The sequence below is a fragment of the Halomonas sp. SpR1 genome, from assembly GCF_031010175.1.
Taxonomy (GTDB): Bacteria; Pseudomonadota; Gammaproteobacteria; order Pseudomonadales; family Halomonadaceae; genus Vreelandella.
The window spans coordinates 24,966-49,849 of the sequence record NZ_JAUAMB010000032.1 but is presented as its reverse complement, the minus strand read 5'-3'; the positions used below and the strand labels follow the sequence as shown (position 1 = coordinate 49,849).

The following is a 24,884-nucleotide window of genomic DNA, read 5'->3' as shown; positions in this document are numbered from 1 at the left end:
ATCACTTATTAGCTGTGGTCGTTAAAGGAGAAGTGTCGCTCTGCTTGGCAAACAAGGCGTAAATTAACCAAACGGCGCCAAAACCAAAACCGATGACTGCCAACATAGCAATCGCATGCGTCAGGGTACCGGTCAGCAAAATCAGCAAAGCCACACATAAAGGACTAACAAACTGGCCCAAATAAAGGCAGGAGGTGAATCCGCCCATTCCTCGCCCATTTTGGCGCTTGTTTAACGCGTTCATTACCGGGGTAAGCGCATTAGGGACTAACAACCCGGCGCCGATACCATGAATGACCACCGCGACAAGAATCCCGATGAGCGAACCGGCGTTGATAAGGAGCATAAGCCCCGATGACATAAACACGAGTAGCAAAGCGTTGGTGCATTTAATACCGATGGTTCGTCTGATAAGCGGCCACACCAGGGCGCCAAGGAGCGATGCCAACAGACCGGCGCCTGTCGCCATGCCAATCAACGTGCTTGACATAATTCCAAGCTGAACCATTAGTCTCGGCGTTTGTACTGGCACGACAAAGCTCAACACCATGCCACCAAAAATCAACAGGTAGCCGACCACCAAAGCAACCACATCAATGCGTTTTTTATCGGCCTCTGCCCCCTGTTCCGAACGCGAAACAGGCTCCCAGAGCAGTTTCATCATGGGTATAACGAGAAGCAGGGGTAGCAGGTAAAGATAGAAAGGCGTACGCCAGGATTGTTCACCCAATGCGCCACCTATAACAAAAAACACAGACCCCACAAGCGCGATAGAGATTACCTGAGCATTGATATAACGGAGCCTGCGCTCACCCTGCCAATAGTCGGCAATTAACGCCGTGCAACAGGTCATCACCATGGCCTCACTAATACCAAAAAGAAAGCGGGCAATAACGATCGACTGAAGATCATGGAGTAGCGCGGGTGCAGCGCCTAGCAACGCATAAAGCAACGTAGCAAAGATCAAAATAAGCTTTCGACCAAAACCGTCCGCCAGCCAACCCGCCAATGGGGCGAATACGGCAATGGCTAACGCTGGCCCGGTAATGGCCAGCGGTGCCAACACATCGACGCGAGGCTCGCTGGCGGCAAACTCTGCAATCAGCTTGGGAATAATGGGCGCCACCATGACTGACCCCATAATGGTCAGGCTACTACCCAGCACCAACACCGCCCCTTGAGACCGTCCCGCTTCCCGGGTTAAAGGTATATTGCTCATTAGCCCCCCTCAGAAACTGAATGACGTTGTTAAAGCAATGTTGTAGCCCTCGGTACGGTTCCGGGCACCAAACTCCTTATAAGCGTGGAAGCGTATTGGCGGAATTGACGACCCTGGGTCAAAGAAGCCAATGGCTGGCCCGGCAGCAAAGACCGAAGCACGATTACCGCCTTCCAATCCTGGGGCATCATCATCGGTAATCTGCTGGTAGTGATAGCCGCCGACACCGACCGTCCACGGGCCAACATGCTTGCCAACCGCGAACTCATGGCGATACTCAGTGCCACTCCGGTAGTCGGTGTCTTTATTACGCGTGTTAACGTCAAGCTGGAAAGAAGAAGACACCTCATACCCCTGTTCACTGACATAGGTAAACGCCGCTTGAGGGGTAAATGCCCAGCGATTTAATCCAGGAGAGACGAGACGCTCTGAGTCATAGTCACCTGTAGGCGTCTGAATCTGGAACAGAGCAAGAACCGACAAATTAGGACTTGGCATCCACTGCAGTAACATTGGTAAAACCTGGATATCCGCCAGTTCAAAGACATCTGCTTCGTCACTGAACAGCGTCATTCCGCCACGTTCTATCTGTAGATCGGCGTCCATTTTGAAAAAAGGCGCGACTGCCCCAAAGCCATACCGGGCGCCTAGCATTTTTTGATCCGTCATATAGATATAGGCAAGCGAGAGAGAAAGGACATCTAACGAGAAATCATTACCCGTATCATTTCCATCGTTATCCTTTTGTGCATCCGTTGAGTAATACGCCGTTCTAAAACCTAGGGTTCCATTATCGGTTGCGGGTGGTAAATACCCTGCGCCAAAATCAAGCAATCCCATTGCCGTTGTCGGCGAGCCATTCTCGGTTGCCAGGGAAGCTGCTGAATAGCCAAAGGTTAATGTCAATAAAATGCGGGTTAACATTGTTTTTCTAGGAGTCATGATATTGCCTCTATGTCTCAGAATGAGCCACTTCAGCTTATGACGCCCCCTACGGCGGCGTTATCCGAGATTGGCAAACTTGCTTTTTGTTCTGCTGCGCGTATCTGAAGGACGCTCCCCAAAGAGGTTGCGGTAATCCGAGGTGAAGTGGCCCAAATGCCAGAATCCCCACTCTGCGGCAATATCCTGGATCTGCTTTTCTTCACCCCCAGTGCATAGCGCTTTATGGACAGCATTGAGCCGGAGAATACGCAGAAACGATACTGGGCTAATGCCAAGCACATCCTGAAAACAGTATTGGAGCTTTCTTCGACTGGCCCCTACATGGTTGCATAAATCCATGATTGACAGGGGAGTGTCACTATTCTCAATAGCGTAAATACGGGCGCGATCAACCATCTGCTTTTTTCGTGTAGACGAAATGGGGGGCAAGCAAGCCGTTTCACACGTATCAAGAAGGTGCAGCAGCAATAAATCCTGAGCATTTTTCTTGTGTATCAGTTTTGCGAGTTTTCCCTGCTTACTTAAAAAGAAGATTCGCTCAGTCGCCTGGGCTAGCATTACCTGAGTTTGCGGGTTATTGAAAGGGAAGAAATAAGGAGAACAGCTTGGTTCAAACGCTAGATTCTGCTTGACTATGTAATCAATTAGCAAATCCTTTTGAACACTTAAGTTAAACACTCTCAGCCCCGCAGGTGTTCTTAATTCAGGTAAGTTCTGGGAATCGGAGACAAGGAGCCCGGGGGAAGTGAAAACATTGCCGAGACAAACCAGATCGGATGGGCTTTGATTAGTTGAAACACTAAAGCAAATTGAGTTTTTAAAGGCTTCTCCACTTTTAATCATCGCCTGGTTGGTTTTATCTTCGATAATCTGAATATTAGGTAGCTGTAATTGACACACCTGCCCTAAAAACTTACCGGCCGACACCTGTTCATAATTGAGTGTCTACCCGCTTGGCGTCTGCGCATGCTCGATAACATCGTGGGTTTGGCACTCGAATAACGCATTACTGGATGTTGGTTCTTGGATAAGTAATGGCTCAACGCTCATCATGACTCTCCTTGACCGTAAGGTTATTGTAAGCTTTTTAGTCAAGCAACTTCCGCGCCACATTAACGGACTAGCTTTATATAATAAAAATTTTTAACGCTCACTTTAGGTATAAAGCATTTAAGCCATCGAGTCTTGTTGATGCTTGCCATCATTTTTGGTCTAGAGTGCCGTATGCAGAGTTATTGCCAAATCTGGTGTATGACCATCAGGCCACGTTTCTGTCAGATTGATCACCCATCCGTTCTCCATCCCGAAACTGAACGTTGTTCACAACCAGCTTCAGTTGGTCGACCCCCTTGATCCTTTCCCAGCGTTTCTGGGCGGATTGGTGCAGCTTGAACACCATCAATAACGTGGTGTCGCGGTTGCCACAGGAGCGGCTCCGCTTGGTTCTTAGTCGCACGGTGACGAGTGTCCGGGGACACCTTGCGCAGGGCGGGCTGAAGCGCTAGGCCATGTTGTAACGTAAGCTCGCTTGTTAAGCCATTGGTCGGTGCATCCGAGCGAATTGCCAATCTGTGCTAACGCCCTGGCCTTGAGATGCGCAATATGAAATGCACCGCATTCCAACAAGAACGCATCGAGGACACCATCATGGGCAACAACACCAAGATTGATTTCATCTACCTCTCCGAGCAGGACATGATTCGTGCCGGCGTGACCGATATGGCCGCCTGTGTGGACACCATGGAAGAGGTCTTCCACCTGCTTCACATCGGCGATTACCGCATGGCTGGGCCCAACAACGACTCCCACGGCGCCATGATCATGTTCCCAGAGGAGTCGCCGTTTCCGACCATGCCAAAACCGACTGCCGATCGCCGCATGATGGCGATGCCGGCCTACCTGGGCGGCAGCTTCTGCATGTCCGGCGTGAAATGGTACGGCTCCAACATCGCCAACCGGGAAAAGGGCCTGCCCCGTTCCATCCTGATGTTCACGCTGACCGCCCCGGACACCGCCGCGCCGTTGGCGTACATGTCGGCCAACCTGCTGTCGGCCTACCGTACTGGCGCCGTGCCGGGTGTCGGCGCTCGCCATCTGGCCCGCAAGGATTCCCGCGTTATCGGCCTGCTGGGCCCAGGGGTAATGGGCCGCACGAGCGTGGCCGCGTTCATGGCGGTCTGCCCGGAGATCGACACCATCAAGATCAAGGGGCGCAGCGAGAAGAACATCAAAGGCTTTGTCGAGTGGGTGAAGGAGCACTACCCCCAGGTCACCAACATCGAGGTCGTGGATTCGGAGGAAGCGGTGGTGCGCGATGCCGACATCGTGACCTACTGCGCCTCCGGCGAGGTCGGCAATCCCGACCTCTACCCGATGGTCAAGCGCGAGTGGGTAAAGCCGGGTGCCTTTCTGGCAATGCCCGCGCCGTGCAACTTCGATGCCGGCATGGAAGCGCCGGACATCCGCAAGGTGCTCGATGACACCGGCCTTTACGAAGCCTGGTACGAAGAGGTGCCCAAGCCCGCCCATAACGTGATTCCACTGGTCGGCGTGAAGTTCATGGACATGCTCCACGCCGGCACCCTTGAGGCCAGCGCGCTGGAAGATCTGGGCGCTATCGTCTCCGGTGACAGCCCAGGCCGTCAGAGCGACGAGGAGATCATCATGATGTCGGTCGGCGGCATGCCGGTCGAAGACGTTGCCTGGGCCACGGTCGTCTACCGCAAGGCCGTTGAGCAGGGCATTGGCGTCAAGCTGAACCTGTGGGATGAGCCCGCGCTGAAATAAGGCGTCGGCATCTCTATCCGCGGGCATCGCCTCTCGGTCGATGCTCGCCCTTCTCATTGATTGCAAAGCGAGCGTTCTCTAATGACTACGATCACCAAGGTCAAAACCGGCTCCAAATTCGAGGAACACGCCAGCTATTCACGCGTGGTGGCCGTCGACAACTGGATCCTTGTCTCTAACACTGCCGGGCGTAACCCGGACACCAAAGAGATTCCAGACGACGTCAGTGAGCAGTTGAAGCAGGTCTTCGCCAACATTGAACGCGGGCTTTCAGCCGTCGATAGCGACCTTTCCGACGTGGTATCTGCCAGGATTTTCATTCAGAACCCGGCCGACACCGAAACGGTCATGACCCTGTTCGGCGAAACCATGCGCGGCGTCGACCCGGTCATTACCGTGACCTGCCCGCCGCTCGGCGCCGAGGTCTACAAGGTCGAGCTGGAAGTGACCGCTTACCGAGGCGCTGGCAACGCCGAGACCATCCGGATCGACACCTCCGCTCAGTGAGGCGTCGTTCGGCCCTATAACTTGATCCAACGCGGTATGGCCGGCCTGACCCGGGCATACTGCGCTGAACGATCAACCGATCAGGACGCGTTCATGGCACCGACTATCACACCCGTCGAGACCTCCAACGACTTTCCCACCTCGACCACCGTGGTCATCATCGGTGGCGGCATTATCGGCCTGACCGCCGCCCTGACGCTCGCCGAGCGCGGCGTGCCCGTCACGGTACTGGAAAAGGGACGCATCGCCGGTGAGCAGTCCTCCCGCAACCTGGGCTGGATCCGCAAGACCAGCCGTCACGGCGAGGATGTGCCACTGGCGCTGGCTTCCGACCGGCTATGGGCCTCCATGGCTGAGCGCACCGGCAGCGACGTGGGATATCGCCAGTCGGGCATCATGTTTTTGTCGCGCACGTCCGATCAGCTCGCCGTGCATGAAGCCTGGCTCGACTCGGTCGCGGAGCTGTCGCTGGACTCCAGACTGTTGAGCGCGCGCGAGATCGACGCGCAGGTGCCGGGCGGGCGCGGTGACTGGGCTGGCGCCATCTTCACGCCATCTGACGGCTGCGCCGAGCCGACGCTTGCCTCCAGCGCCATCGCTCAGGCGGCCATCGCCCGGGGTGCGGTCATCGTCGAACACTGTGCGGTACGCAATATTACCCGCGCCGGCGGGCGGGTGAGCGGTGTGGTAACCGAGCGCGGCGAAATTCACTGCGATCAGGTGCTACTGGCCGGCGGTATGTGGTCCCGGCGGTTTCTGGGCAATATCGGCATCTCCCTGCCGACGTTACCGCTGATTCTGTCGGTGTTTCGAACCGGCGCCATGGAAGGGCCCACTGACATCGCCGTTGGTGGGCCGGATTTTTCCTTTCGAAAGCACAAGGATGGCGGCTTCATCGTGACCCAGCGTGGTGCACTCGATGCCCCGCTGACGTTGGATCATCTACTGGTCGGATCCAAGTATTTAAGCGCACTGCGCGCCCAGCGTGGGCTTTTGCGGATATCGCTGGGCAAGCATTTCTGGCGGGATCTGTCGCTGCCGCGGCGCTGGAAAAATGGCAACTCACCCTTCGAACGCGTGCGCACCCTGGATCCGCCGATCAATCAAATGCTCAACCGTGATGCCCACCACAATCTGTCCGCGGCATGGCCGGTGTTCGAAAAGGCGACCGTCGAAGAAGCCTGGGCAGGCATGATCGACATCACGCCGGACTCCAACCCGGTCATTGATGCGGTGCCCGGCGTGCCGGGGCTGACCCTGGCTTCCGGCTTCTCCGGCCACGGCTTTGGCACCTCGCCGGCGGCAGGCCAGCTCGCCGCGGATCTGATCATGAACAACGAGCCGATCATCGATCCAAGGCCTTACCGGTTCGGGAGGTTCTAAACTGTGCGGATCGTCTATGCCACGCTCTGCCCACACCCATGTAGCTAACGGTGGCTTCTGGAACAGCCGTAACCTTCCTCTCTTATATCCATAATCTCACCCTAGAAAACGCCAGGCTCGTCCTGGCTGGGCGCCGGATGCCAGCCCTCAAGGCGCTGAGCATGATCAATAGCATCAAGGCAGTGAAAACGCCATCAACGGACTTTTCAGAACGTACTCGTTGCGCCTGTGGCATGAAAATTGCTTGTTGTAAAGTTGCCAGTGCTATATGAGCGAGCCTCTGGCGCATTCCAGAGAGGACTTGACTAATGGATGGTGGTGCCTAGGCGATTTTTTATCTAGAGTGGAATTAATCATTAAAATATTAATGAAAATGGTGGTCCCATGCTATCCACGAATGCAAGTGCAATGCCCATGCCGTTCGATGTCTGGCTTGGCACTCTAAGGCAGACCTGCGGCCACTTCGATTGTAGGCTCAGGGATCGTCGCAGCTTTCAGGGAAGCGTCTCGACGCGCACCAATGGTGGCATTGATATAGCCAATATTGTCACAAATGCTGAAAAAGTGACCAGTAGCCATGCCCAGCGCCACGGCGAAGATCGCTACTGCTTCCTGGTTGTGCAGAAGCAGGGCCACGCCACTTTGGTGCAAAACAATACCTCCATCACCCTGCGACCGGGCGAAATGGCGCTGATGGATTCCGTTAAAGCCTGTGACGTCATTCCCCATGGCTTGATCGAGCACGATTCGTTGCATCTGTCACGCAGCGAGGTAGCTCAGCGCTTCGGCCATATTTCGCTTCCTTTCATGAAAATTACTACCGACTGTGCCAGCAGTCAGATCCTGCAGCTGGTGGTCAATCGAATGGTGACCGAGCCGTTGGCATCGACCGAAGAGCGAGGGCAGGGAGTAGCGAATTCACTGGTGGCGCTGCTGCCGGGGATCTACCAACATCAGGCCCTTACTCCTTCTTTCATGGAACAAGCCGATGGCACGCTGTTCAACTGCGTGCAGCAGTTCATCGATCAGCACCTCCACGAGGACGATATCAGCCCGGAGCGCTTGGCGGCTGCCTTTCACATGTCGGTTCGCCAGCTTTATCGACTGTTCGAGCAGCACGGTGAAACCGTGTGCCGGTACGTGCAGCGCCGACGTCTGGCGCGCTGCGCGGAGGAGCTAGCAAGTCCGATGCTGATCAAGCGCTCAATCACCCAGATCGCATACAAATGGGGCTTTACTGACTCTGCCCACTTCAGTCGCTCCTTCAAACGCGAATTCGCCAGCTCGCCCCGCGAGTACCGCCGTGCACATCTGGATTATGCAGCCTAAGCCGCCTAACGTTTCGCCGCCCAAGGCTAGCGTTAGGGCTAACGCTGAGACTATTGATCATTCGACCTATTGACCATTCCACCCGCGCTGACCCTCTACTTGGGATCGTTCGAGACGCGGTATGATCGGATTGTCATTATCATGGCGATGGCTCTTCGCTCGCCACCAGGTTCAGTACGCCCTCTGCCCAATCCAGAGCGACCTCAGAGGCCGCAAGCGATCCGCTGGCATCGTGACGGCCAAACTCGCCGATTCGCGTTGCGCCACAGGCCAGCAGCGCCTCGGTGAGCAGTTCGCCGCCGCGTGAGTAGGTTCTGGCGTAGCTACTGTCGCCCAACCCCATGCTCGCAAAACGCACGCCGGATAGGTCGGGAGCATCATCGCGCAGCGTCGCGTAGAAATCTTGGGCGCCGCCCGGCACCTGACCATCGCCGTAGGTTGAGCAGACGATGAGGTAGAACCGGGTCGGGTCGAGCGAGTGCGGGTCAACATCGCCCAGATCGGCCACGTCCACCGCGCAGCGCCCGTCGAGGGCCTGCTCGAGCTCTTCGGCGACCAGCTCGGCATTGCCGGACTCGGTGCCGAATAGAATGCTGACCGCTAGGTTGCCCAGGCTGTCGCCGTCACCCGTATTGAGGTGCGCCGCACGCTCGACCACCAGCGACTCATCCCGCGCCGACGCTAAAAGCGCCTCCAGCGTGGCCAGCTTGGTGCGTACCCGCCCTGGAGAGGTCTGGGTACGCTCTAGGTGGTCGATACGCCGCCAGCCGTCGATGTCGGTGGCCTCTTCATGAGGGCTAAGCCCCTGGCGAGTGCAGTGCACCTCACCTGCCGCGATATCCGCGCCAATCACGCCAGCCAGTGCCCGTGCGTCGGTGCGCTGATCGGGAATCGTGCCTCGGGCGCCGCGGCGCAACCAGCCGGCCAGGTAGAGCCCTGCCTCGACGCGCCCGGTCTCGGATGCCGCCGGATACTCGGCGAGCGTGTGTGATATGGCGTCCTCCGGGTCGGGCACGAAACCGATGGCGGTTATGACCGAATCCAGCGCCAGCGCGACGGTCTCGCCGCCATGACGCAGTGTGATACCTTCGACCTGCGCCTGCCCATCGATGCGTTCGGGTACTGTCTCGAACCACCACTCGACCATCATCCGCGGCTCGCCCTCGAGGTCGACGCTGTCTGCCCCGGGTAGCGTACGCAGCGCGTCCAGCCGGGCATCTTTGCCTTCCGGCACGCTGTCCAGATCGACACCGTGAAGGCGATGCCGAATACCTGAAAAGCCGCCCAGCTCGCGGATCATCACCGGGTCGAAGCGGGCTTTCTCCGCGCTCGAGCGGCCGATGATGTGCAGCGTATTGATCTCACGGGTCAGTTTCCCGTGAACGGCGTCATCGATGTCGCTGCCCTCGAGTTCGGCGGCGCGAATCGACAGCAGCCGCAACACGTCGATGGCTACATTCCCCTGACCCAAGATTGCCACGCGCCGACCAAGCGTCGGTGTCTCGGTCTCGTCCGGGTGGCCGTTGAGTCGTCGGGTGATACTGCCCGCACCCACTACCCCGGCAAGCAGGTTACCGGGAATCTCCAGCGGCCGATCCGCACGTACACCGGAGGCGAGCACCACGGCGTCGTAGTTCTTGCGTAGCGCATCGAAAGACACCTGCTCGCCGATGGTCGTATTGCCAATAAAACGCACGTTTAGCGCATCGAACAGGCGATCAAACTGACGTGAGACGGCTTTGGTACCCTGATGATCGCCTGCCACGCCGTAGCGCAGCAGTCCGTAGGGTACGGGAAGGCGGTCAAACAGATCGATATGGGCGCCGGGCATGCGGCGCTGGACTTCTTTTGCCGTGAAACAGCCTGCTGGCCCCGAGCCGACAATGGCGACGTGGGGGGTCGCCTCGGCTTCCGCTGCCGAGGGCGTTGGCCCACCCGTAGAGACGGGCACGTGTCCCTTGGCGAGCGGCTTTACGTCGCGCCAGGTCACCGGCAGCGAGAGCATGCCACGGAAGACCCAGCCGCCGATGGTGGGATCGCGGTCGGGGTGAAGGTCGAGCCCTTTCAAGTGATCGAACAGCAGCGGCAGCGCCACTTCGGCCACCTCGGCCCGCGCCGCCCGGGCGCCCAGACACACATGCGTGCCCTTGCTGAACGCCAGATGCGGTTTGACCTCGCGGTAAATATCGAATTTGTCCGCGCGATCCCAGATCGATTCATCGCGGTTGGCCGAGAGAATACAGATGCCTAGCCGTGCCCCTTCCGGCAGCTCGACGCCGGCCAGCACGGTGCGTTTCGTGGTCTGGCGTGAATAAAGCCCGATGGGCGCTACCCAGCGAATGGTTTCATCGAACACCGTCGACCATAGGCTCGGGTCGCGTTCCACCGCCCGGCGCTGGTCGGGGTGGGTCAACATCGCCCAAGCCGCCACGCCCAGGGCGTCCCGGGGCTCGTTCAAACCGCCGCCGATGCTCATCTTGATGTTGGCGCGAATCTTTTCCAGCGGCATCTGATCCTCGGGGGAGGAGAGCAGCGAGGAGAGAAGGGAGTGGTCGCGGTTGTGAAGGTGCCACTCGAGCATCTCGTCGAGGGCGACATCCACTTCATCGAAAGAGCGCTTGCCCGCGGCCCAAACGTCCGGGTCGTCGCCGTAGTTACCGGTTGCATCAATCAGCGTCTGCGACCAGCGCTGAAGATCTTCTGCCGAGGCGTTGTAGAGCCCGAGCAGTGATCTCAGGCATTCGGCCACAAAGGGCGCCGAAAAATCCCAAATCAGATCGGCCCCCGGCCCCTTGTCGATGAAGCGGGCCAACTGCTCGCGGCCCTTTTCATGAAAGGTCTGCGTCCAGACGTTTTTAACCGCATTGGGCTTAAACACGCTCTGCCACTGGCGGCGCTCGCGGTAGTGCTCCGGGTCGTCACGGCGCAGCATCGAATGCCCCATGGCGCGGATCTGGAGCGAATCCGTTTCGTTGGCTGAATAGGTTTCCTGGTCGTGCTCGGTGGTAATCACGGCATCGTAGCTGGTGATCAGGTAGCGGTTGACGCTGGGCACCCAATGGACACCGCCCTCGCGCCGCAGGCGTTCGTAGATTGGAAACGGATCGTCATACAGTGTCTTGAGATCGACCCAGTTTGCCACGGGGGCGGGGCGAGTTTTCATTGGCTTATTCTTATTCATAGGATCTCCATGAAGGGGCACTTAGACGGTGCTTACGCCCGGCGCCCCATGTTTTATCTTGAGCGGTTCTAATCGCTTAGATCCGGCTCGAACAGCCCCTTGTTCATCTTGAACTTGACCCAGACGATGGCAATCAGGCTGACAATACCCAGCACCACGCCCAGTAGCGTATAGATCAGGGTGGTCATCTCAGGCGATGGGGAAGCGTTGGCTGCCACGTAGGCCATGCCGATGATGCCCAGAATCTGCGGCAGCGGATAAAAGGGCGTGCGATAAGGGCGGCGATGCTCGGGGCGGCGACGACGCAGCACCATCACATCGATATGCGCGACGATGTAAGCAAACAGCCAACTGGTCGCCGCAGCGATCACCAGCGCGATGATCTGATCGGGTTCGATCAGCAAAAAAGGCACGACCACGCCCAGCGCCAGAAAGGTGATGCCGACCCAGGGCGTGTTATAGCGCGGGTGCATCTTGCCCATGATCGAAAACGCCTGGCCGTTATCGGCCATGCCCGAGAGCATGCGCGGTACGGCGGCAAGCACGGTATTGACCGTGCTGCAGGTCGCGGTCACGCCCATTACGGTGGCAATAATCAGGCCAGCTTGGCCAAACACGCTATTGACCAGATCTAGATACGGCAGGGGCGAGGTGGTTAAGGTCTCAACGGAAAGATAGTGGCCGGCGCCGAGGCAGAAGATCGAGAACAGCACAAAGATGATGCCCAGCGACAGGAACATAGCGCGAGGAATCCGCTTTTCCGGCTGACGAATATGGTTGATCATCGGGCAGATGAACTCACAGCCGACGAACATCCACATGGCCAGGGCGACCAGGCCGATAAAGCTGCCGTCGACAATGCCCCCGATGCCCCAGTCGATGCCTGCGGCGGCCTGAGCCACTTCCGGCGACGGCGGCTGGAGCAGGGCGGTGGCGCCCACGAGTAAGATGGCAACGATCATGGCGAAGGTGAACACGTTCTGAAGCTTGGCGAAGACGTCGGTGCCCAGAATATTGAGTACGGCCAGCGTCGCCAGCAGCAAAATCGGGACTAGGTGCGTCGGCAGATTTTCTGGGAAGAGCATCTGCAGCAGGGCATCCACCAGTAGAAATTCGGCGGGGATCGCGAAGATGGCCACCACCACGTAGCCTGCGAACACCGAGACGATGGCCGGGAAGTGACCGATGGCCTTTTGCGTATAGGTGGCAAGCGTGCCCGCCTGCGGATACATCAGCGAAAGTTCCGAGAAGGACATGGCGTTGCAGACGGCAAGCAAGGTGGCCACCAGCATGGCGGCCAGAAAACTCAAGCCGCCGATGCCAAAGCCCATCAATGCCGATGCCATGGCGCCCTGCACCACCACGGTTCCCACACAGATCGCGATCATGGTCTTGAAACCGATGTGTTGACGCGCAGGGGCGCTTACCTGGGGCGCGGGGCCCGCCTTCGAGGTGTTGAGCATGATGAGTAATCTCCTGGCCGGTTGAATTCTTGTTTGGTTGACACGGACAACCTGATATCCAATCTGAACCTTACCCACCGGCTATTCTTGTTCTCTGCTGCCAGAAATTTTCCCCTGCCTGCCTACTTCTGTCTTAACTCTCCTGTATCACGGCCGGCCTCCCCCATCCGGGGGATACCCAGGCGGCTTAACAGCGCCGACGATAAAAATGTACGTGGCCATTGGTTGCCTTACACCTTATCCCTGTCTCAGGAGACAACCCCATGACAACAACTCCTTCCCACACTGACTGGATCTCGGTTGCTGGCCTTGAAAAGGGCTTCGCGACGGGTTCCTATGCGCTGGACAACTCGGCAGATCTCACCGGCAAGCAGGTTGAACTGCACGCCGCCGACGGCAGCGCTCGCCGTCTCGAGTTCGATCAGGATCAGCTGGCCATCGATGGCGGCGAGGCGGTCAAGGTGCGCATCACATCGTTACGTGAACGCGTCTATCTGCTCGACTGGCTGGATGAAAGCACCCGTCCGGCGACTTCGTACACCGTGGTGCTGGATACCCTGACTGACAGCTACACTCAGGCCATCGGCACCTTGCCCACGTTTGATGTCATTAAAACCGGCCTCTATGAGCGCGCACTGGGCGGCCGCCCGCTGACCGACGTCAAGGTCGACATCAGCCACGGCGCGGTGAACAAACCCTACCGCGATGGCGCCTGCCCGCATGCCAAGACCGATGAGCTAATCGGGGTGCGCAACCTCTACCGTTACAGTCCGACCGAGGTGTACGAACACACCTATCTGAATGAGAACTTCTACACCTGGCACTGCTTGAAAGGCGTGGAGCAGGGGCTGTGCGACACCGATGCCTGCCACTACTACAAGATTGCCGATGCGCTTTATCTGTTCATCTGGCGCGAGAAGATCGTCCCGACGCTCGGCATCGTCATGATCGATGAACAGAATCACCGCAGCGACGGCAAGATCTTCGGCGTTGGTGATACCGAAGACGCGCCGCTGGCCAACTTCCCGATGGCTTCCTACTGTCAGCGCCTGGCCGATACGGAGTATCCCGATGACCTCTGATACCAAAACCGTCGTCATCACCGGCGCCGGCACCGGCGTGGGTGAAGCCTGCGCGCGCCAGCAGGCCGCGCTTGGCCATAACGTCGTATTGATTGGACGTCGCAAGGCACCCCTCGAAGCGCTGGCGGCGGACACCGGTGGGCTGGTGCTCGCCGGCGACGCCGCCAGCGCCACAGAATGGGAGGGGTTCTACCAGCGCATTCTCGAGGCCTACGGCCGGATCGACAGCCTGATCTGCAGCGCGGGGGGCCACGGCCTCGGCACGGCCACCGAGATGTCCGACGATGACTGGCATCAATCGATGCGTCTCAATCTGGATACCGCCTTCTACAGCGCCCGCGCCTGTCTGCCACACCTGATCAAGCAGCAGGGCACCATGGTGTTGCTGGGGTCGTTGGCTTCGTTTCAGGCCGGTGGTGAGGTCTGCGGCTACACCACCGCCAAGCACGCGATCGTGGGGCTGACACGTTCCATGGCCCGTGACTTCGGCCCTCAGGGCGTGAGGGTCAACTGTGTCTGCCCAGGGTGGATTCGAACGCCCATGGCCGATGAAGAAATGCAGCCGCTGATGGCGCACTACCACGAGTCCCTTGATGACGCCTACGCCCGTGTGACGCAGCACGTACCCCTGCGGCGGCCGTCAAGTGCCTACGAAATCGCCGAAGTCTGCAACTTCTTGATTAGCCCGGCCTCCGCCATCATAACCGGCAGCATGATCATGGCCGACGGCGGCTCGCATATCGTCGACACCCCCACCCTCGCTTTCGAGGCCCTCTAGGAGACGACAGGTCGACCGGGCCGCCCATGGCTCGGTTGCCCTGTCCCGGATCAATGGAGTCCGTTCATGAGTATTCGTATCGATTACAGCGGCCAGCACGTACTGGTCACCGGCGGTGCCCAGGGCATCGGCGAGGCTATCGTGACCCGCTTTGCCGAGGCCGGTGCCCGCGTCACGCTGGCCGACATCAACGGCGAGCAGGCCACGCGGGTGGCTGAAAAGCTCACGGCTGAGGGGCATCGGGTTCAGGCTTACGCCGTGGATCTCTCCGATGAGGCCACCACACGCGCCATGATAGCGGTCAGCGACCCCATCGACGTGCTGGTGCACAACGCCGGCTACTTTCCGCTCACGCCCTTTGAAGATCTCACCCGCGACCAGGTCGAACGTACCTTCGCCGTTAATGTGCAGTCGCTGTTTTGGATGACTCAGGCGCTGCTGCCGTCTTTCAAGCAAAAGGGGCATGGTGTGATCCTGTGTACTTCCTCGGTGACCGGCAACCGGGTCGCGTATCCGGGGCTGACCCATTACGCCGCATCCAAGGCCGCGGTCAACGGCTTCATCCGCAACACCGCGCTGGAAATGGGCGGTTTGGGCATCCGCATCAACGGCGTCGAGCCGGGCATGATCCGCACCCCGGCGATGGATAACCTCGGTGACGACGAGCACAGCCAGCGCCTCGAACGCGGCATTCCACTGGGCCACCTGGGGACGCCGGAGGACATCGCCAATGCCATGCTATTTCTGGGCTCCGACCTGGCCAAGTACATCACCGGCCAGACCATCATCGTCGATGGCGGCGCCCTGCTGCCGGAAAGCGTGACCGCGTTCGACTGAGCCACTATGGGTCATTGGGTAACAAATTTCCGTTGCTTGCACACGGCCGACTCGCTATGTTGAAGGTATCAATCAACATGGAGTCGGCCAGCCATGCAGTCTCCCCAGGAACTGGGTGTCTACTGTCTGAACGCCTTCACCCGTGCCGTGCCCGCTTCGCTGGCAGCGTTCTACCATATCGACGACGGACTGAGTGCGTTTGATTTCCAGCTTTACGGCGATCCCACTCAGATGCACGACAGCTACCTGCGCCGCTACCGGCACCTTGACCCGCTTCAGCCCGGTTACTGCCAGCAGATCGGCCGTGGGGTCGTGTCACTGCGCGATGCCCAGGCGCTTCAATCGAAACAGCGTAATGAGGGGTATCAGACGTTTCTGAGCCAGCACGATGTCGTGGATGTAACCGAAGTCATGTTCTACAGCCGGAACCGCCCGGTGATGGGCATATCGTTGCTGCGCAAGTCACGCTTCGGGAGTTTTACCCCCCAAGAACTGAACACGCTGCAATCGCTTCAGGAAATGCTGCAGTTGGCCGTCTCGACCCGCGCCAGTGAGACGGCCCTGGCGCTGGCCGAATCCCGCCATAGGCCGTTGACCGAGCGTGAGGCGCAGCTTTTGCCGCTGGTGCGCCAGGGTTTGAGCAACAAGGTCATGGCGCGTGAGCTCGGCATTGCACCCTCCACGATCAAGACCCATCTCGATCATCTTTATCGTAAATTCGATGTTACCAACCGCACCGAGCTGGTCGGGCGACTCTACCCGTAGCCAGCTTCACCCTGCCCGTTCGCTGGGGTTTTCTAGCTTAGTTAGCAGATTGTAATGCGCTCAACTCAAATCGAGAGACACTGTCTCTCGATTTGGAAAGGCGCGTTAAACGGCGCATATTGCGCAAGTTGATAACATCAACGCCCTGTCCCAACCGCTCGGTAAGCTTTTGTGAGAGCAGCTCCGCTTGCTTGCTCTATCTGTTGGGTAATCGCGCTAACAAGATCCACTTTTGCCGATTTAGATGGCGGGATAAACAGCAAGCAGTTGCATCGATAGGCTAAGAAGCGCACAGCGCGGTTGTCTGCTCATAGTGAAACGTTTTTTGGCACAGGAAACGGTAGTGATCGTTGCGGTGATCAACCAACAGGATACGCCACCCCTTCAACCTGCTTCCATACACCAGAAATCACCATAACTCCCGTATGCAAAGTTCAGCATGCGTGGCTCGCCCCGGGACAATTACTCCACAACTTCCCGCAAATGTTGTGTGCACCTCAATAGCGCACTCCAAACACCCATTAGTAGAAGCACCCACTGCTTACCGCGCACGGATCAGATTTCGGCATCCCGCTTGATGCACTTCCAGGATGATCGCGATCTTAAAGCTGAAGATTAGATCATTGGTAATATTCATAGCATGTCAATAATCGCGCTGAACACTTTATAAAATCTTTATTTTCAAATAACCACACGAAATACAAGGTGTGTAAAGACGTAACATCACTCTCTCATCGATGAGTCACTGATAACTTTTTTAGGCAAAGGTAATACCAAAAATCAAGTCATAAACCGCATTAAAAATGCATAAAAATCAATGCAATACGCTTCATCTCCTCATTCCGCCAAGCCCTACTTGTGTACAACCACAGGCTATCTGAATCAAGTTATTGGCACGCTAAGACAAGAAACAAATATAGGCAAATGAGAAAAATGACAAAATCGATTATTTATAAACAAAACGATACAAGCCACGCTCATATATTTAAAACTTAAAAATCAATATATTAGGAGGCCTTATGTTCGGGGATTCACTTTACTATCCTAACTCGTCACGCCGCATGGTAAGCATGAGCAATCAAGGGATGATTGCAACGTCTCAGCCCATAGCGGCTCAAGTTGGGCTGGAAATCCTTAAAAGCGGCGGAAATGCCGTTGATGCAGCTATCGCGACAGCCGCAGCTCTTACCGTTGTTGAACCTACATCAAATGGTATCGGCGGAGATGCATTCGCCATCGTTTGGATAGACGGTGAAATGCATGGCTTAAACGCCAGCGGCAAATCACCAGCGTCAATTTCAATTGATGCTGTTAAAGCGCTGGGCCATAAGGAAATGCCCTTGCATGGTATGGTTCCCATTACGGTTCCGGGGGCTCCTGCCGCCTGGACTGGACTATCAAAACGGTTTGGAAACCTTCCGTTTAAAGAGTTGTTAACGCCTGCCATTGAAATAGCTCGTCGCGGCTTCCCCGTGTCACCCACCGTTCATCAAATGTGGGAAGAAGCCTATGACGAGTACAAGGTTTACCAAGATCCAATATTTGACGCTTGGTATGCAACATTTGCTCCCAATGGAAAATCCCCATGTCCCGGTGAAGTTTGGAAATCCGAAGATCATGCAAACACTCTTAGCCTGATCGCAGAGACGGAGGGAAAAGCCTTTTACCAAGGGGAACTTGCAGATGCGATAGAAGCTTTTAGTCAAAATAATGGCGGATTCCTAAGAAAAGAAGATCTCATGAACATGACACCTGAGTGGGTTAACCCTATATCTACTCAGTTTCGTGGCTACGACATATGGGAAATCCCACCTAATGGTAGTGGCATCATCGCCCTACAAGCACTAGCCATGTTAGATAGCTTTGCAGAAAATAACTTAAGTGACCCTGTAGAAACTTTACATCGGCGTATAGAAGTCACCAAACTTGCATATGCTGACGGCCTAAAGTTCGTCACTGAACATTCAGCAATGGGAGTAAGCGTAGACGATCTACTTTTACCGAGTTACTTAGAAAAAAGAAAAAGGTTGATCAGCCAGGAAGCAATTGACCCTGTCAATGGCAACCCCATCACAGGTGGCACGGTTTACTTAGCGACAGCAGATAAAGATGGCAACATGGTGTCGTTCATTCAAAGTAATTTTAAAAACTTCGGTTCCGGAGTGGTGGTACCAGGAACCGGCATCAGCCTGCAAAACAGAGGCTGGTCGTTTTCGCTAGACCCAAATCACTATAACTCACTACAACCTAGTAAGAAAACTTACCACACTATTATACCTGGCTTTATAACTAAATCGGGAAAGGCTATCGGACCGTTTGGCGTCATGGGTGGTTTTATGCAGCCCCAAGGCCATGTTCAATTGTTAGCAGGTATGTTTGCAGATGGTTTAAACCCTCAAGCTGCGCTAGATACTCCTCGATGGAAATGGGTTAAAGGCAAAACAATTGAAGTAGAACCTCACTTCCCAGACCACCTGGCTCAAGCTCTTTCGAGGCGCGGGCACCATATACTCAAGAGTACGGATTCAATCACATTTGGAAGAGGTCAGGTTATCTTACGAGACCCCAACACGGGCGTACTTTACGGGGGGACTGAGCCTAGAACCGACAGTTCTTTAGCAGTTTGGTAGAGGTTATCAGTAAGCGCTAAATACTATGCATGTATTGAATGCAACTCACCACCAGAAGAGTAAAAACAATGACTTATAAAGACTACACAGAGAGAGAGCCAAAAAGTAGAGGGAGAGATTGGAGCTCGGGCCTCAAATCCCTAGGGCCAGGTCTACTCTTCGCAGGAGCTGCAGTAGGCACATCCCATATTGTCCAATCCACACGAGCTGGTGCCGAGTATGGCCTAACGCTCCTACCCGTTATTATCTTGGCTATTGTCCTTAAATATCCAGCCTTTTGGTTTGGCCCCTTTTATGTAGGCACAACGGGAAATTCGCTCATTGAAGGTTACCAAAAGACTTTTGGAAAGCCAGTTGTAGGCCTTTTCATCCTATTACAAGCGCCCATTATGACAATGGTTACTGCTGCTATGGCAATCACCGCGGCAGGGATAGCTGGGAGCATTTTTTCAATCTCACTTAAAGCCTCTTTCATCGGAACCGCGCTAATAGTAGCATGTTCACTGCTGACATTTTTTGGAGGATACAAAGTAATTGAAAAACTAAACAAATTTTTTATTATCACCCTTTCGTTAGGAACTTTAACTGCGACAGCACTCGTTCTACCCAACATTCAATGGAGCTTTTCCACAAGCGAGGCGCCACTATTTTTTAGCCTTGCTACTTTTGCCACTATTATAGCAGTGACAGGACTAATGCCATCCGATATAACGCTTTCAATCAACAATTCACTCTGGTCAGCAGCAAAAAATAAGACACAAGGTCGAAAGCGCTCAGTATTCGAAGAAAAAATCGACTTCAATTCAGGCTATATCGGCACGGCGGTTTTGGCCGTGTGTTTTTTACTGATGGGATCGGGGTTACTGCATGGGCAAAATGTTGATCTTTCAGGAGGAGCCGTAGGATTCGCCAGCCAGGTGATTTCTATTTATTCTTCATTGCTAGGTAAGTGGGTAGGGTATCTAGTCGCCTTATCTATGTTAGCCGTTATGTTTACTACATTAATGGCTGTATTGGATGGCTTCCCTAGGATTTTGACAGCTTCTTATTTCGCAATAACAAACTCCTCAGGGATCGATCATGAGACAAGATCTATTGACAAAAGCCGGCCATTCTTTTTTATCTTGTTATCGATCGCAACGTTGGCATCGCTTGTTATAAATTTTATGATGGGTGAATTCATCACATTCATGAACTTTGTGATGACACTCGTATTTATCGCGAGTCCTATTTTAGCTACCCTGAATCATTTTACTGTCAATGGAAAAACAGTTGAAAAGCATAAGCGTCCAGGCAGACTGATGAATTACTGGAGTCTACTTGCAATCATCTCACTGACGCTTCTTTCAATTGGTTTTTTTTATGTCAGGCTATTCCTTTAACCACTTCCTGTCGGCAGCCTGCTGGCGGACACTATCTCTGCCGAAGGAAGCCTAATGGTGAACTCGGTACAGTTGGACACGTTGAACTTGCTGTAGAGGTTATCAAGAGCTCACGGGCTATGGCTTCCAGTCATTGCCTTTGACTGGATCAAGTTCAACAAAACAGGTGCTTGGTCGAGCTGGATATGAGCGGTTAAAGGCTCCACCCGCCATTCAAGATATAGAGCGCGCCGACATAAGTGGCGCGCTCTATATCTTGAATGGTTCGTTGCTTAGTGAGCGGCAATCAACAGATCCGCAGCTTTTTCAGCCACCGCAATGGTCGGCGCATTGGTGTTCCCCCGGGGTAAACGTGGGAAAACGGAGCAGTCGATAACGCGAAGACACTCAATACCATGGACACGCAGATCAAGATCCACCACTGAGCGCTCGACATCAGGGCCCATTCGGCAGGTGCCTGCCGGATGGTAAGTCGTTGTGCAGTATTGGCGTACTCGAATCTTGACCCCGGCTTCGATGAGCGCTACGCGACCTTGGGTTCGCTCAATAAGCCTATGGGCTATCATACAGCCAGCCGAACCCGAGCCAATGATGATGTAGTCGTACTGCTCTTGCATATTGTTGCTCCTGCCCGGGGTCGATACGTGCCGGGGTAGCCGTTAGCCTAAGAAGCACAACACCACAAGAATTTACGCTTTGCGCCAATGGCTTGACTATCGCTGACATGGCTTTTTATTTATTAATTAACAGTGAATTAGCCGTTAGTGCTTTAGTCGAGCAATCCAGCGTTACGGTCTGACACAAGTGCCCGAACCGCAAGGAGGGAGAATCAATGATCGGTTCGGAACTGGCGACGAAATCAGCCATGAGTGAACCAGCCGCTGGAGGAAGTTAAGAAGCCATGTCCGTAAAACCGCTCACACTCATTAGGCCAAGCCTGAAAACGACGATAGCCACTGCCTGTTGGTCTGACGAAGGACTAGGTACTATGGGCGCGCTTACGGGTATCGGAAGGTAGTTCTTTGAACAAGCGGCAGTACTCACGACTAAAGTAGCTATGGTGGAAAAACCCTTGAAGAGCCGCCGCATCCGCCACCCCTAGCCATGGTTCTTGCAAAAGGGAGCGGCGAACAGCGTTAAGCCGTAAGGCACGCAGGTAGTGCACCGGCGACTGCCCCGTTTCAGCCTGGAAACTGTATTGAAGGGTGCGCCGGGAAATATTCAGCTGATTGCAAAGCATCATGATCGACGGTGGATCCTCGGCTTGGGCCTTGGTCAAGGTATGGCAGCGATCCACTATATAGCGCCGGGTTCGGTAACACTCCTCATCGTGTTTTAGCGACCTTATGTCGTTATTGAGTAATAAATCTATCCCCTCTTCCACCTGCTGCAAGAGCACCCTTTGAAGTGCGGGCACCGAATCTCCATTAGCCTGCTCCATCCGCAGATAGTTGGTCATGGCCTGCCACTGTTGGCGTACGGCAACCAAGCATTGCGTGGGCACTTCCAGTGTACGCAAGCGCTGGTCATCGCGCTCCAGCCAGCTATAGCGGCTGCGGTCAACGGACACCACCATAAGATCGTAGTGAGCAGATGCCACGCTCCAGAACTGCTCGCAGCGCGGTAAAACCGTGACCGTATCAGATCGGTAAATCGAATTATTTGGCCAATGGATAGGAATAACGAGATGCCACTGATGAGAGGGAAACTGCATTGACTGGGATATACCTAAATTAGCACTTTCACGAACAAGTCGTATCTGCTCTCCGGCGATATCCACAATATCACCCGAAAATCGCCCTTCCTGGACTTGGTCAAACTCCTGCTGCCAGCCCGCCAGACTTAGAGCGTGCTCGGTAACATCCCCACAATGCTTAAGGGTAACGGTCATAAAGATAGCCCACGTAGTTCATGTTGTTAGCCAGGGCGAGTCCAGCCGCCATTATAACCTTACTCATTTTTTGAATAATAAAAGGTAGTGTATCTGCTTACTTTTGCCTAGAGTATAGCCATAGTCATTAAAATATTAACAAAATTAAAAATGAGGAAAACCTCATGCAAACAGCGAACACAACAACACGCTCTTTTGATGCTTGGTTAGCCGCATTGCGTGACGTATGTGGCAGCTTTGACTCCAAACCGGAATGGCGGCAACGCTTTCAAGGCAGTGTTTCTAAACGCCACCAGGCGGGCATCGAAATTGCAGGCATCACCACTAACGTCGAGCGCATCTTCCATCGTCAGCCTCCTTCAACAAGCGATGAAACGGAACACTGCTTCCTGGTTGTGCAGAAACAGGGGCAGGCCACCCTGGTGCAAAATAACCAGCAACTCAAAATGCGCCCAGGCGAAATGGCGCTGCTGGATTCTGCGAAAGCGTGCGAAATACTGCCCCATGGCCTGATTGAGCACGACTCTTTCCACTTGCCCCGTGAAGAGTTGACACGGCATTTTGGAGAGCAGCCCATCCCCTTTATGAAAATTTCGGCTAACTGCGCTAGTGGCCAGATATTGAAGCTGATCGTTAGCCGCATGGTCACAGGGCAAATTACCGCCACTGAAACCGAATCAATCAGCCATAGCGTCACCAACTCATTAATCGCCCTGCTACCCGCGATCTACCAAAACCAGCAACCCTCAGCGATGCTTTTGGAACAGGCGGGCGATACGCTTTATGAGTGCATTTTGCGGTTCATTGACCATCACTTGCATGAAGATGAATTGGGTCCAGCCCTGATGGCTGAGCAGTTCCATATCTCAACCCGCCAGCTCTACCGACTTTTCGAACAGCACGACGAATCCGTCTGTCGTTACGTACAGTATCAACGCCTGGAACGCTGCGCGGAGGAGCTTGCCAGCCAGCAGAAATGCCAACAGTCGATCACCCAGATTGCTTATAAATGGGGATTCACTGACTCTGCCCATTTCAGCCGTTCATTCAAACGTCGCTTCAACAGCTCGCCCCGGGAATACCGGCGAATGAGTTTAGACAACGTCGGCTGAGCCGATAAGCAGCGCCTGCTGCGGTATGAGCAGGCGCTGTTGTCGTTTTAGTAAGCGATACAAATGGACTTAAGCTTGGTGTAGGAGTAGATAGCTTCCTGCCCAAACTCTTTACCAATGCCTGACTGTTTAAAGCCACCGAATGGCAGGCTGGGATCCAGGGTCACATGGGTGTTCACCCACACGGTGCCCGCTTCTATCTCTGGCGTTAAGCGCATCGCTTCGGACAAACTCTCTGTCCATAGACTGGCGGCTAGCCCCAGCTCGCTGTCGTTAACCATAGCCAGCGCTTCATTCACATCATCAAACGGAATCACTGTCAGGATCGGCCCAAACGCCTCCTCACGCACAATATCGAACGTTTGCTTGGCGTCACTGATGATGACCGGCGAAACATAGAAGCCCTCTTCGGGCACCTGGACGCCATAATGTACGTTGGCGCCCTGAGCTTTGGCGCGCTCAAGATGCTGCAGGATACTGCGCTGATGGCGTTGCGAAACCACCGGATTGACCTGCGCCTGAGGATCCATACCTGGGCCTACAGACATCTGGTCAACCACGCTGCGCAACCGACTACAGAATTCATCGTGCAGGCTACGGTGCACGTAAAAGCGCGACGCGGCGGCACACACCTGACCTTGATTAAGCAATCCGCCCATGAGCGCACCGTTGACCGCTTTCTCGATATCCGCATCTGCCAACACCAGCATGGGGTTTTTGCCACCCAGCTCCAGCGAGAATGAGGCCATATGATCAACCGCGGCATGACCAATCACTTTACCCACCTCAGTACTGCCGGTGAAAGTGACTTTGTCCACATCAGCATGGCCCGCTAAATGCTGCCCCACCACCGAGCCTGACCCCAGGATCACATTGAATACGCCCTTAGGCACACCCGCTTCAACGGCAAGTTCAGCCAGCCGAAGTACGGAAAGCGGAGTCTCAGAAGCAGGTTTTACAACCACAGAGCATCCGGCGGCCAGCGCTGGGATCGCTTTCCACAGCGCTATCATCATGGGGAAATTCCACGGCACGATCGCAGCGACGACACCAACAGGCTGACGGAGGGTATAGGCGTTAAAGTTAGCGCCTTCAGGCATGCCAATCGACACGTCGCCGGTCTTGCCTTCCAGTTTCGTGGTCCAGCCCGCCATGTAGCGGATAAAATCAACTGAAAAGCCGGCATCGACGGCCCTGGAGATATTGATCGACTTCCCTTGGTTGAGCGTTTCAATCTGGGCAAGTTCTTCGCTGTGCTGTTCAACGAGGTCAGCAAATTTGAGCAAAATGCGCTCCCGTTGCGCCGGGCTCATACCTCGCCAGCGCCGATCATCAAAGCTGCCCTTGGTGATAGCGACCGCTTCGTCTGCAAGCGCCACATTGCCCGGGGCCACCGAGCTTAATTGACTACCATCCGCCGGGTTAATAATGGCGATAGGAGTTCCCTGCTCACGAAACCCTCCATCAATAAAAGACCCACGGGCACGCTGTAAAAAAGCCTCTACCTCAGGTAACGCTACGATTAACTTATTAGTCATCTCAACATCCTCTTGATCAGTGTTCAAAACGCTCGACCAATGGATGGCAGGTAGC

At 55.1% G+C, this 24,884-nt stretch carries 19 protein-coding genes and 1 pseudogene; 11 read left to right on the top strand and 9 right to left on the bottom strand.

The annotated features are described in order from the left end of the window. Position 1: 1 nt before the first annotated feature. The 4 genes and pseudogenes from QT231_RS18770 to QT231_RS18755 form a co-directional block, all read right to left on the bottom strand. The gene (locus QT231_RS18770) at positions 2 to 1,219 is read right to left on the bottom strand and encodes an MFS transporter (protein WP_308338355.1); all 1,218 of its coding nucleotides are present in this window, start codon (positions 1,217 to 1,219) and stop codon (positions 2 to 4) included. Positions 1,220 to 1,228: 9 nt separating this feature from the next. Further along, on the bottom strand, positions 1,229 to 2,161 hold the full coding sequence (locus tag QT231_RS18765; protein WP_308338354.1) for a transporter: 933 nt from the start codon (positions 2,159 to 2,161) through the stop codon (positions 1,229 to 1,231). A 60-nt stretch (positions 2,162 to 2,221) separates the two neighbouring features. Then, positions 2,222 to 3,091: a helix-turn-helix domain-containing protein gene (locus tag QT231_RS18760; RefSeq protein ID WP_308338353.1), complete on the bottom strand. Its 870-nt coding sequence runs from the start codon at positions 3,089 to 3,091 to the stop codon at positions 2,222 to 2,224. Between the two features lie 331 nt (positions 3,092 to 3,422). After that, positions 3,423 to 3,632 (bottom strand): annotated as a pseudogene (locus QT231_RS18755) (IS256 family transposase); the annotation flags it as partial. A gap of 134 nt (positions 3,633 to 3,766) precedes the next feature. On the opposite strand from QT231_RS18755, the gene QT231_RS18750 reads away from it, so the two are divergent. The 4 genes from QT231_RS18750 (at position 3,767) to feaR (QT231_RS18735) (ending at position 8,170) form a co-directional block, all read left to right on the top strand. Further along, positions 3,767 to 4,951, top strand: a complete 1,185-nt coding sequence (locus QT231_RS18750) for a tyramine oxidase subunit B (RefSeq protein WP_308338352.1) — start codon at positions 3,767 to 3,769, stop codon at positions 4,949 to 4,951. 81 nt (positions 4,952 to 5,032) lie between these two features. Next, positions 5,033 to 5,458, top strand: coding sequence for a Rid family hydrolase (locus QT231_RS18745; protein WP_227404020.1), 426 nt, complete (start codon positions 5,033 to 5,035; stop codon positions 5,456 to 5,458). Between the two features lie 93 nt (positions 5,459 to 5,551). Next, entirely contained in the window at positions 5,552 to 6,841 is a 1,290-nt protein-coding gene (locus tag QT231_RS18740) for an FAD-binding oxidoreductase (RefSeq protein ID WP_308338351.1), read from the top strand. Positions 6,842 to 7,225: 384 nt separating this feature from the next. After that, a complete protein-coding gene (gene feaR, locus QT231_RS18735) occupies positions 7,226 to 8,170 on the top strand; it encodes a transcriptional regulator FeaR (protein WP_308338350.1) in 945 nt (314 codons plus the stop codon). Positions 8,171 to 8,309: 139 nt separating this feature from the next. Here feaR (QT231_RS18735) and QT231_RS18730 read toward each other — a convergent pair whose 3' ends face one another. Together QT231_RS18730 and QT231_RS18725 are read right to left on the bottom strand one after the other, a co-directional pair. Then, complete coding sequence (locus QT231_RS18730; protein WP_308338349.1) at positions 8,310 to 11,351, bottom strand: cytochrome P450; 3,042 nt, start codon at positions 11,349 to 11,351, stop codon at positions 8,310 to 8,312. Positions 11,352 to 11,419: 68 nt separating this feature from the next. After that, positions 11,420 to 12,814 carry an APC family permease gene (locus tag QT231_RS18725; RefSeq protein ID WP_308338348.1) on the bottom strand — a complete coding sequence of 465 codons (1,395 nt, stop codon included), beginning with the start codon at positions 12,812 to 12,814 and terminating at the stop codon, positions 11,420 to 11,422. A gap of 263 nt (positions 12,815 to 13,077) precedes the next feature. Between QT231_RS18725 and QT231_RS18720 the strand changes: the two genes are divergently transcribed. The 6 genes from QT231_RS18720 (at position 13,078) to QT231_RS18695 (ending at position 20,288) form a co-directional block, all read left to right on the top strand. After that, the gene (locus QT231_RS18720) at positions 13,078 to 13,896 is read left to right on the top strand and encodes a MoaF C-terminal domain-containing protein (protein WP_308338347.1); all 819 of its coding nucleotides are present in this window, start codon (positions 13,078 to 13,080) and stop codon (positions 13,894 to 13,896) included. Further along, complete coding sequence (locus tag QT231_RS18715) at positions 13,886 to 14,674, top strand: SDR family oxidoreductase (protein WP_308338346.1); 789 nt, start codon at positions 13,886 to 13,888, stop codon at positions 14,672 to 14,674. Before QT231_RS18720 ends, QT231_RS18715 begins: the two co-directional genes overlap by 11 nt. A 66-nt stretch (positions 14,675 to 14,740) precedes the next feature. Continuing rightward, positions 14,741 to 15,511: an SDR family oxidoreductase gene (locus QT231_RS18710; RefSeq protein ID WP_308338345.1), complete on the top strand. Its 771-nt coding sequence runs from the start codon at positions 14,741 to 14,743 to the stop codon at positions 15,509 to 15,511. A 93-nt stretch (positions 15,512 to 15,604) separates the two neighbouring features. Continuing rightward, complete coding sequence (locus tag QT231_RS18705; RefSeq protein ID WP_308338344.1) at positions 15,605 to 16,276, top strand: helix-turn-helix transcriptional regulator; 672 nt, start codon at positions 15,605 to 15,607, stop codon at positions 16,274 to 16,276. 1,019 nt (positions 16,277 to 17,295) lie between these two features. After that, entirely contained in the window at positions 17,296 to 18,906 is a 1,611-nt protein-coding gene (locus QT231_RS18700; protein WP_308338343.1) for a gamma-glutamyltransferase family protein, read from the top strand. A 68-nt stretch (positions 18,907 to 18,974) separates the two neighbouring features. Next, positions 18,975 to 20,288: a divalent metal cation transporter gene (locus QT231_RS18695; protein WP_308338342.1), complete on the top strand. Its 1,314-nt coding sequence runs from the start codon at positions 18,975 to 18,977 to the stop codon at positions 20,286 to 20,288. Between the two features lie 272 nt (positions 20,289 to 20,560). On the opposite strand, the gene QT231_RS18690 is transcribed toward QT231_RS18695, so the two are convergent. Both QT231_RS18690 and QT231_RS18685 read right to left on the bottom strand, forming a co-directional pair. After that, the gene (locus QT231_RS18690; protein ID WP_308338341.1) at positions 20,561 to 20,905 is read right to left on the bottom strand and encodes a GMC oxidoreductase; all 345 of its coding nucleotides are present in this window, start codon (positions 20,903 to 20,905) and stop codon (positions 20,561 to 20,563) included. Positions 20,906 to 21,267: 362 nt separating this feature from the next. Beyond that, positions 21,268 to 22,179, bottom strand: a complete 912-nt coding sequence (locus tag QT231_RS18685) for a helix-turn-helix domain-containing protein (protein ID WP_308338340.1) — start codon at positions 22,177 to 22,179, stop codon at positions 21,268 to 21,270. A 164-nt stretch (positions 22,180 to 22,343) separates the two neighbouring features. Here QT231_RS18685 and feaR (QT231_RS18680) point away from each other — a divergent pair, with 164 nt between their 5' ends. Then, positions 22,344 to 23,291 carry a transcriptional regulator FeaR gene (gene feaR, locus QT231_RS18680; protein ID WP_308338339.1) on the top strand — a complete coding sequence of 316 codons (948 nt, stop codon included), beginning with the start codon at positions 22,344 to 22,346 and terminating at the stop codon, positions 23,289 to 23,291. A gap of 47 nt (positions 23,292 to 23,338) precedes the next feature. On the opposite strand, the gene QT231_RS18675 is transcribed toward feaR (QT231_RS18680), so the two are convergent. Continuing rightward, complete coding sequence (locus QT231_RS18675; RefSeq protein WP_308338338.1) at positions 23,339 to 24,829, bottom strand: aldehyde dehydrogenase family protein; 1,491 nt, start codon at positions 24,827 to 24,829, stop codon at positions 23,339 to 23,341. Positions 24,830 to 24,884 lie beyond the last annotated feature (55 nt).